Genomic DNA, 9,494 nt, shown 5'->3' with positions numbered 1-9,494 from the left:
GGGTGTATCCCCCTCGCTCGACGTCGCCGCATGGCGACGCGAGTGGGGCGTCGACGTGCACTACACCGACGTTCGCCCCCCCGCGGCCGGCGGCCTTCGGCTGCACGCGCGCCCGGCGCGACGGGCGCCCGCCCACGCCCCTGCTACGCCACCCGCTCCCGCCGCAACCGCGCGATATGCACCAGCAGCAGCGACACCGCCGCGGGCGTCATGCCGGGGATGCGCTGGGCCTGGCCGACGGTCTCCGGGCGGACGCGTTCGAGTTTCTGCAGGACTTCCGCCGAGAGGCCGCGCACCTGCGTGTAGTCGAAGCCGGGGGGGATGGGCGTGTCCTCGTTGCGGCGGGCGCGTTCGATCTCCTCGCGCTGGCGGTCGAGGTAGCCGGCGTACTTCACGCCGATCTCGACCTGTTCGGCCACGTCGACATCCGCCACGGCGGGGCCGAGCGTGGGCACCGAGGTGAGCCGCGCATAGTCGAGTTCGGGCCGCTTGAGCAGGTCGAGCGCGTTGGTTTCACGGCTGACCTCCACGCCGAGCGTGCCGGCGATCTCGCGGCCGAGGGCATTGTTCGGCGCGGCCCACAGCGCGCGCAGGCGTGCGCTCTCGCGCTCCACCGCCTCGCGCTTGGCCGCAAAGCGCTGCCAGCGCGCGTCGTCCACCAGGCCCAGCTCGCGCCCCACCGGCGTGAGCCGCGCATCGGCATTGTCCTCGCGCAGTTGCAGGCGGTATTCGGCGCGCGAGGTGAACATGCGGTAGGGCTCGGACGTGCCCTGGGTGGTGAGGTCGTCCACCAGCACGCCCAGGTAGGCCTCGTCGCGCCGCGGGCTCCAGCCGTCGCGGCCCTGCACGAAGCGCGCGGCGTTGACGCCCGCGAGCAGGCCCTGCGCGGCGGCCTCCTCGTAGCCGGTGGTGCCGTTGATCTGGCCGGCGAAGAACAGGCCTTCGACGGACTTGGTCTCCAGCGTGGTCTTCAGGCCGCGCGGATCGAAGAAGTCGTATTCGATCGCGTAGCCGGCACGGGTGATGTGCGCGCGCTCGAAGCCGCGGATGCTGCGCACCAGTTCGAGCTGCACGTCGAAGGGCAGCGAGGTGGAGATGCCGTTGGGATAGATCTCGACCACGTCCAGCCCCTCGGGCTCGACGAAGATCTGGTGGCTGGCCTTGTCGCCGAAGCGCACCACCTTGTCCTCGATGGACGGGCAGTAGCGCGGGCCGATGCCTTCGATCTGGCCGGTGTAGAGCGGGCTCCGATCGAGCGCGCCGCGGATGATGTCGTGCGTGCGCGCGGTGGTGTGGGTGATCCAGCAGGAGACCTGCGCGGGATGGTCCCCGCGCGAGCCCATGAAGGAGAACACCGGGCGCGGATCGTCGCCGGGCTGCTCCTCCATCATCGAATAGTCGAGCGTGCGGCCGTCGATGCGCGGCGGCGTGCCGGTCTTGAGGCGGTCGACCACGAACGGGCCCTCGCGCAGGCGCTGCGCCAGCGCGACCGCGGGCGGATCGCCCGCACGGCCGGCGGCATACGTCGTCGGGCCCACGTGCACCTTGCCGGCCAGGAACGTGCCTGCGGTGAGCACGACGGCGGGCGCGTGGAAACGCAGGCCGGTCTGGGTGAGCACCGAGCGCACGCGTCCGGCCTCGAAGTCGATGTCGTCGACCGCGGCCTGGAAAACGGTGAGGCCGGGCTGGGATTCGACCGCGCGGCGGATGAAGGCCCGGTACAGCGCGCGGTCGGCCTGGCAGCGCGTGGCGCGCACGGCCGGGCCCTTGCTCGCATTGAGGCGCCGCCACTGGATGCCGGCGGCGTCGGCCGCGCGCGCCATCACGCCGCCGAGCGCGTCGATCTCGCGCACCAGATGCCCCTTGCCGATGCCGCCGATGGCCGGGTTGCAGCTCATCGCGCCGACGGTTTCGATCGAGTGCGTCAGCAGCAGCGTGCGCGCGCCGACGCGTGCGGACGCCAGCGCGGCCTCGGTGCCGGCGTGGCCGCCGCCCACCACGATCACGTCGAAGCGGTAGAAGTCGTTGCTCATCGGGTACTCCATGCTCGGCGGCCGTGCGTCGCCGCGATCTGCGGGCCACGCGGCAGCGGGCGCCATTCTGGCCGCGGATCGTTCCGCGCGCGATCGGGTGGAGGCGGTGGAGGGCCCGGCCAGCGTCGGGCCCGCCGGAAGCGGCCGCGCATTCCCGCCGCGTCAGCCGGTGCCGCATCGCGCCGGGGTTGGCCGCACCGCGTCACCCCCGGCGGCACCGCGTTCAGCGGGCAAACGTGACGCCGTGCCGGGTTTGCCCCGCGCCGGCGCCCGGATCGGCCACTGGCACGCATTCTGCAACCTGGTCCAGTGCACCCAGCGGGGCAGGCGCGATGCGTCGGCCGGTATTGGAACAGGGGCTGGCCATAGCGCCCGCGGGGAAGCACGGAGGGCCGGATGTCGGGGGACGTCCGGCCCTCTTTCTTTATCCGGGCTTTGCCGCGGCGCGGGCGCCGGCCCCCGGCGGGGGGCGGAACAGGGGGGATCCGAGAGTCCCGCCGGGGGCCGACAGTGACGACGACGCGCCGATCACGTCGCAATGCGACGCGATCGGTCAGGCGCTAGCTTGCGGGGCGCGCGCACGCGATTCAAGCACCGGCGTGTGCGGCCCGTCACTCATCCTGCGTATCGCTCGGGCGCCCGCCCTCGCGCGCGCGGCGGATCATCTCGCCCATGCGCGAGCCACGCTCGCCGTCGCCATCGCGCATGCGCGGCTCGCGGGGCGCGACCGGCGTCGCGGGACGCGGGGTCGGCATCGCACTCTCGCCCCCGTCGCGGCGACGGCGCAGCTCGTCGAAGTTGCGCCAGGCTCCGCCATCCGGACGGGTGTCCGGCTCCTGCGGGCGCGGACGGTAGATCGGGCGGTAGTACGGCCGGCCGTAGTACGGGTAGCCCGAGTACGGATGGCCGTAATAGCCATACGGCCAGCCATAGCGGAACGAGCCGTAGAAGCCCGGCCGGTACGGCCCGTAGTACGGATAGCCGCCCGGGTAGACGCCATGGTGGCGGTACTCGACCGAGGGGCGGCCGTAGTAGTAGTCGCCCCGGCCGTCGCGGTAGCCGTAGGGCGCGGTGGTGACGCAGCCGGCCAGCAGGGCCGTGGCGGCGAGCGGAAGCACGAGCTTGCGGAACATGGCGATCCCCCGATGCGGTCGCTGCACTTTCGATGCAGCGGATTGAACTACCCCTTAACTTTTCCGGTGTGACCGCATCGACAGCCTGACCTGTTCAGCCGCGCCGCGGTTGCGGGCGCGCGGGTGGGCTGCCAGCATCGCGCGCCCCCACGCCGGACTTCCCATGGCCCTGCACCAGGCCTCCGGGCGCGCCTCGCTCGGCTTCGCCCTCAGCGCGCTCACCGCCGCCTGCTGGGCGACGCTGCCGGTCGCGCTCAAGCTCACGCTGGCGGTGCTCGACCCGATCACGCTGACCTGGTTCCGCTTCCTCGTCGCCGCGCTGCTCACCGGCGCCTGGCTGGCCCTGCGCGGGCAGCTGGGCGGCTATGGCGCGCTCGGGCGGCGCGGCTGGATGCTGATGGCGGTGGCCGCGGCGATGCTGGTGGGCAACTACGTCTTCTACCTGCTGGGCGTGCAACGGACCACGCCCGGCAATGCGCAGCTGATCATCCAGCTGGCGCCGCTGCTGATGGCGCTGGGCGGCATCTGGGTGTTCGGCGAACGCTTCCGCGCAGCGCAATGGCTGGGCCTGGCGTTGCTGGCCGGGGGCATGGGCCTGTTCTTCTCCGACCAGCTGCGCGCGGCGGTGGACGCGCCGGGCTACGTGCAGGGCTCGCTGCTCGTCGTGCTGGCCGCGGTGGTCTGGGCCGTGTACGCGCTGGCACAGAAGCAGCTGCTGGTGAAGCTGGGCTCGATGCGCATCCTCGTCTTCATCTACGCGGTGGCCGCGCTCGCGCTGTGGCCGTTCGCCACGCCGGCGGCACTGGGCAGGCTCGATGCCGCGCAATGGGCGCTGCTGGCCTTCTGCGCGCTCAACACGGTGGTGGCCTATGGCGCCTTCGCCGAGGCGCTGGCGCACTGGGAGGCCTCGCGCGTGTCGGCGGTGCTGGCCACCACGCCGCTGCTGTGCCTGGCCGCAGTAGCGGCGGTGCATGCGCTGTGGCCGGCGTCGCTCGCGCCCGAGCCCATCGCGCTGGCCGGCTGGATCGGGGCGCTGCTGGTGGTGGCGGGGTCGGCGAGCGTGAGCCTGCTGGGGAAGCGGTGACTGGGGGTCGGGATTCGGGATTCGGGATTGGTGTCCTGTGATTCGCAAAAAGCGGTTCGCGGGGCCGCAGCGGCGCGCAAAGCGCGGGCGGCTGGATGAGTTGGCGTACGCTTCACCCCGCCCTGCGCCCGGTGTCTGTCGATGCGCTCAACGAACCACGAATCACCGATCACGAATCACGGCTTCCCGACTTTCGATGACATCCTCGCCGCCGCCGCGCGCATCGCGCCGCATGCGCACGTCACCCCGGTGCTGCGCTCGCGCTCGCTGGACGCGCTGGCCGGCTGCGAGCTGCACTTCAAGGCCGAGAACCTGCAGCGCGTGGGCGCGTTCAAGTTCCGCGGCGCGGCCAATGCGGTGTTCGGGCTGGACGAGGCCACGGCCGCGCGCGGCGTGGTCACGCAATCTTCCGGCAACCACGGCGCGGCGATCGCGCTGGCCTGCCGCGAGCGCGGCATCCCCGCGCACGTGGTGGTGCCGGCCAACACGCCGAAGGTGAAGCTGGCCGCCATCGCCGCCTTCGGCGCGCGCATCATCCAGTGCGAGCCCACGCTCGCCGCGCGCGACGCCGCCAGCCGCGCGGTGCTGGAGGAGACCGGCGGCGAGCTGGTGCATCCCTACAACGACGCCCGCGTGATCGCCGGCCAGGGCACGGCCACGCTGGAGCTGCTGCACGAGGCGGGGCGCCTGGACGTGGTGATGGCGCCGGTGTCCGGCGGCGGGCTGATGAGCGGTACGGCGCTCGCCGCGCACGGCATCGACCCGACGATCGAGGCCTGGGGCGCCGAGCCCGCACAGGCCGCCGACGCGCATGCCTCGCTCGCGCGCGGCGAGCGCGTCACCGACATGGTCCCCGACACGGTCTGCGACGGCCTGCGCGCGCAGCTGGGCACGCTCACCTTCCCGATCCTGCAGGCGCACTGCGCGGGCATCGGGCTGGCCTCGGAGGCGGAGATCCTCGCCGCGATGCGGCTGGTCTGGGAGCGCCTGAAGGTGGTCGTGGAGCCCTCCGCCGCGGTGCCGCTGGCGGTGGTGCTCAATTCGCGCGAGCGCTTCGCCGGGCGCCGCGTCGGCATCATTCTCTCCGGCGGCAACCTCGACGTCGACGCGCTGATGGGCGCGCGCTGACCGCGCCGGTCAACCGCGCGCCCGCACCCGCGTTATCGTCCACCGCTGCGCCCGCGCCGGGCGAGGGGAACCCGTCATGTCCAAGCCCACCGCCCGCTACCCGGCCGGCCTGCGCCGCCTGCACTGGCTGACCGCCGTGCTCATGCTGCTGGTCTACGTCTTCATCGAGCAGCGCGGGCTGTTCGATCGCGGTACACCGGCGCGCGCGCTGATGATGCAGTCGCACTTCTGGACGGGGCTGCTGATCCTCGCGCTGCTGGCCTGGCGCATCGTGCTGCGCCGGCGCGGCGCGCTCCCGCCGATCACCCCCGCGCTGCCGGCCTGGCAGGCGTGGCCGGCGCGCCTGCTGCACGTCGCGCTGTATGCCTTCATGCTGGCGATGCCCGTGCTGGGCCTGGCGACCGCCTGGGCCGACGACAAGACGCTGCTGCTGCCGTTCACGCAGATCGCGCTGCCTTCGCTGATCGCACCGGACGAGGCGCTGGCGCACCGCCTCGAGGACCTGCACGGCAGCCTCGGCGAGGCCGGCTACTGGCTGATCGGCCTGCACGTGCTGGCCGCGCTCTACCACCACCTGGTGCGGCGCGACGACACCCTGCGCCCGCATGCTCTGACCGCGCGCGAGTCCCCGCCCTCCATGCAGCGCCCCGCCCTGCGCCTGTCGCGCCCCGTGGCAGGCATCGCCCTGCTCGCGCTGGTGCTCGCGCTGGCCTTCCTCGGCAGCCGCGGCATCTGGGACCCGGACGAGGGGCGCTACACCAACGTCGCGCTCAACATGCTCGACAGCGGCGACTGGCTCAATCCGCGCCGCTCGCACGAGGTCGGCCACTGGACCAAGCCGCCGCTGACCTACTGGGCCATCGCCGCCAGCGTGGCCGCCTTCGGCGAGACCCCATTCGCCGCGCGCCTGCCGGCGGCGCTGTCCTACCTGCTCTGCGTGCTGCTCGCCTGGCGCGTGGCGCGGCGCCTGGCGCCCGGCGCGCAGGCGCATGCCGCCGCGATGTACGCCACGATGCTGCTGCCCTTCGGCGCCGCGCAGCTGATCACCACCGACTACCTGCTCGCGGCCTGGTCGACGCTGGCGATGGCGGCCTTCGTAGAGGCGCGCTTCGGCGACGCGCGCCGCCCGGCGGCGTGGATCGCGCTCATGTGGCTGGCGCTGGGGCTGGCCTTCCTCACCAAGGGCCCGCCCGGGCTGCTGCCCCTGCTGCCCATCGTCGCCTTCGACCTGGCCATGCCGCAGCGCCGGCGCCACCGCCTGCTCGACTGGGGCGGGCTGTTGCTGTTCGTGCTGGTCGCCCTGCCCTGGTACGTGGCGGTGATCCGCGGCAATCCGGGGCTGCTGCAGTACTTCCTCGGCGACGAAGTGGTGGGGCGCATCGCCAGCAACGAGTTCAACCGCCACGGCGAGTGGTACGGCTGGCTGGCGATCTACGCGCCCACGCTGCTGATCGGCACGCTGCCCTGGACCGCCGCGCTGCTGCGCTGGGCGCGCGCGCTGCCGGCGCGGGCGCGCAGGTGGTGGCGCGACGCCGATGCGCGCAGCGCCGACCGCGCCGAACTGCTGCTGGCGCTGTGGTTGCTGCTGCCGCTGCTGGTGTTCTGCCTCTCGCGCTCGCGGCTGCCGCTGTACGTGCTGCCCCTGTTCTCCCCGCTGGCGCTGCTGGCGGCGCTGCAGTACGCGCGGGAGGGCCGCGCGCTGCCGCGCTGGCCGTGGTTCGCGGCCTGGGCGGCGCTGCTGCTGGCGCTCAAGCTCGCCAGCGCGGCCTGGCCCACGCACAAGAACGCCGCCGACTGGGCGCGCGAGATCCGTGCGCGTGCGCAGGGCCCGGTGAGCGAGGTGATCTTCGTCGAGGACATGGCGCGCTACGGCCTGCACCTGCACCTGGGGCGCGGCGTGCAGATCGAGAAGATCGCGCTCGACCCCGAGCCGCAGGCGCGCTTCAACCCCGACTGGGACGAGAGCGTGGCCAGCGAGCTGGCCGAGCACGAGCCGGACACGCTGTGGATCACCAAGCAGGCCGAATGGCCGCGGGTGCGCGCGCGCATCGAGGCGCTGGGCTATGCGGTGACGCCGCTGGGCGCGCCCTACCAGGGGCGCGTGCTGTTCCGCATCGCGCCGGTCACGCCGGCGCCCGCGCCGCGCGCGCCGCCACCCAGCTGAAGGCGACGATCCCCGCGATCACCACGCCCGCGCCCACCGCGGCGATGCCCTGCGGCCAGGCCTCGCCCAGCCACAGCACGCCCAGCAGCGTGGCGAACAGGATCTCCGCGGCCTGCATGGCCTCGGCCGCGGCCAGCGCGACCGGGTCGCGGCGCACCAGCCCGGTGGCCCGGAAGAACAGCACGGTGGCGATCACGCCCGCGCCCAGCGCGACCCCGGCAGCCAGCCCCACCTGCGCCGGCGTGGGCAGGCCCGCCCGCCCATACGCGAAGGCCGCGACCGCCAGCCAGGCCGGCAGGCTGGCCAGCGTCAGGCCGAACACGCGCTGGGTGGCGTCGAGCTCGATGCCGGCCCGCTCCAGGTGCAGCAGCAGGCCGCGGTTGCCCACCGGATAGGCGAAGGCCGCTACCGCCACCAGCGCCAGCGCCCACCAGCCCGCGGCGTCGAGCCGGCCCTCGGCATGCCCGACCTGCATCAGCAGCACGCCCGCGAGCACCACCAGCCCCACCGCCAGCGCCGCGCGCGGAATGCGCGCGCGCGCGTCGCGGTAGAGGAAGGGCGAGGCCAGCATGCCGGCCACCACGGTGAGCTGGAACGAGCCGGCCACCAGCCACGATGGCCCGCTGGCCGCCGCCGCGCTCAGGCAGAGGTAGAACAGCACGAAGCCGATGCCGCTCCAGAGCAGCCACGCGCCCGGGTGCGCACGCATCGCCGCCAGCACCGGCACCAGGCGGCCGCCCCGCATCAGCGGCAGCATCAGCGGCAGGGTGATCAGGTAGCGCAGCGACGCCGTCCAGGCCCAGTGCGCGCCGTCCACCGCGGCGGCGCGGTTGAGCACGTAGGTGGACGTGAAGAACAGCGCCGACAGCAACGCGATCGCCACCGCCGCCAGCGCCGTGCGCGACGCGCTCACGGCCGCCGCCGGATCGGGATCTGCGAGACCGGCACGCGCACCTCGTCGACGCCGCCCATGCGGATCGGCGCGCCGGGCGCCGGGCCCCAGGCCTGGGCGTAGATCACTTCCCAGGTCACCGGCAGCCGGCCGTCGGCGCCGCGCATGGCCTCGTAGGCCGCGCTCGCCCGCGCGAAGCGCGCGCGCCCGGTGAGCGCGCGGCGGCGCGTGCTGGCCGCGTTGGTCGCGCCCAGCAGGCGCAGGCCGCGCATCACCGAGGCCAGGTCGGGATGGCTCTCGCGGAAGACGTCGCGCTCCAGCACCGGATCGCGGAAGCCGGCGGCGACCAGCGCATCGCCGAAGCCGGCGATGTCGATGAAGGGGCTGACGTGCGGCGCCTCGTCGGCCTGCGCGAAGGCCTCGCGCAGCTCCACCAGCGTCTGCGCGCCGAAGGTCGACACGAGCAGCAGGCCGTCGGGCTTGAGCACGCGGCGGAAGCCGGCGAACACCGCGGGCAGGTCGTCGATCCACTGCAGGCAGAGGTTGGAGAACAGCACGTCCACGCTGCCCTCGCGCAGCGGCAGGGCCGCGGCGTCGGCGCAGACGATGGCCGGGCGGCGGGCGAAGTCGAGCAGGCCGCGGCGCGTGCCGAGGCGGCGCCGCGCCTCCTGCGCCATGCCGGGCGCGAGGTCCAGCCCGACCACCCGCGCCTTCGGCCAGCGCGCCTGCAGCAGCGCGGTGCCGTGGCCGGTGCCGCAGCCCACGTCGAGCACCACCTGCGGCGTACGTGCGCCGAGCGCCTTGTCCTCGTAGTAGCCCAGCGACTCGGCCAGGCGCTCGCCGACCTCGCGCTGCAGCGCGGCGGCCTCGTCGTAATGCGTGGCCGCGCGCGAGAAGGCGCGGCCGACCTGGCGGTGGTCGAACAGCCCGCTCACCGGATCACCACCGCGCGCCGCGGCGCCAAGCCCTGGCGATCGACGTGGTGGGGCGCGGGCCGCGCTCGCGGGGCGCACGTGGCCGCGGCATCGGCCACGCGGCCGCCGGCGGCGCGACCGGTCCC

General features: G+C 74.0%; 7 protein-coding genes. 3 read left to right on the top strand and 4 right to left on the bottom strand.

Annotated features, from left to right (window positions below; translation table 11 throughout):
• Window positions 1–143: 143 nt before the first annotated feature.
• Together mnmG and EYQ95_RS25225 are read right to left on the bottom strand one after the other, a co-directional pair.
• Window positions 144–2,033 (bottom strand): tRNA uridine-5-carboxymethylaminomethyl(34) synthesis enzyme MnmG, encoded by a 1,890-nt coding sequence (gene mnmG, locus EYQ95_RS25230; RefSeq protein WP_132331805.1) that lies wholly within the window; start codon window positions 2,031–2,033, stop codon window positions 144–146.
• Between the two features lie 611 nt (window positions 2,034–2,644).
• Complete coding sequence (locus EYQ95_RS25225) at window positions 2,645–3,166, bottom strand: hypothetical protein (RefSeq protein WP_132331803.1); 522 nt, start codon at window positions 3,164–3,166, stop codon at window positions 2,645–2,647.
• Between the two features lie 163 nt (window positions 3,167–3,329).
• Between EYQ95_RS25225 and EYQ95_RS25220 the strand changes: the two genes are divergently transcribed.
• The 3 genes from EYQ95_RS25220 to EYQ95_RS25205 all read left to right on the top strand — a co-directional run bounded on the left by EYQ95_RS25220 (window position 3,330) and on the right by EYQ95_RS25205 (window position 7,542).
• Window positions 3,330–4,250, top strand: coding sequence for a DMT family transporter (locus tag EYQ95_RS25220; RefSeq protein ID WP_165924860.1), 921 nt, complete (start codon window positions 3,330–3,332; stop codon window positions 4,248–4,250).
• Between the two features lie 141 nt (window positions 4,251–4,391).
• A complete protein-coding gene (locus EYQ95_RS25215; RefSeq protein WP_132331801.1) occupies window positions 4,392–5,378 on the top strand; it encodes a pyridoxal-phosphate dependent enzyme in 987 nt (328 codons plus the stop codon).
• Between the two features lie 76 nt (window positions 5,379–5,454).
• The gene (locus EYQ95_RS25205) at window positions 5,455–7,542 is read left to right on the top strand and encodes a cytochrome b/b6 domain-containing protein (RefSeq protein WP_207916671.1); all 2,088 of its coding nucleotides are present in this window, start codon (window positions 5,455–5,457) and stop codon (window positions 7,540–7,542) included.
• On the opposite strand, the gene EYQ95_RS25200 is transcribed toward EYQ95_RS25205, so the two are convergent.
• Together EYQ95_RS25200 and bioC are read right to left on the bottom strand one after the other, a co-directional pair.
• Entirely contained in the window at window positions 7,502–8,455 is a 954-nt protein-coding gene (locus tag EYQ95_RS25200; protein WP_243700075.1) for a multidrug resistance efflux transporter family protein, read from the bottom strand. The genes EYQ95_RS25205 and EYQ95_RS25200 overlap by 41 nt on opposite strands.
• Window positions 8,452–9,369 (bottom strand): malonyl-ACP O-methyltransferase BioC, encoded by a 918-nt coding sequence (gene bioC, locus EYQ95_RS25195; RefSeq protein WP_132331799.1) that lies wholly within the window; start codon window positions 9,367–9,369, stop codon window positions 8,452–8,454. The genes EYQ95_RS25200 and bioC overlap by 4 nt, the downstream gene beginning before the upstream one ends.
• Window positions 9,370–9,494: the final 125 nt, after the last annotated feature.

It is taken from the genome of Lysobacter sp. N42 (assembly GCF_004344885.1).
This window is presented reverse-complemented; position numbering and strand designations above follow the sequence as displayed.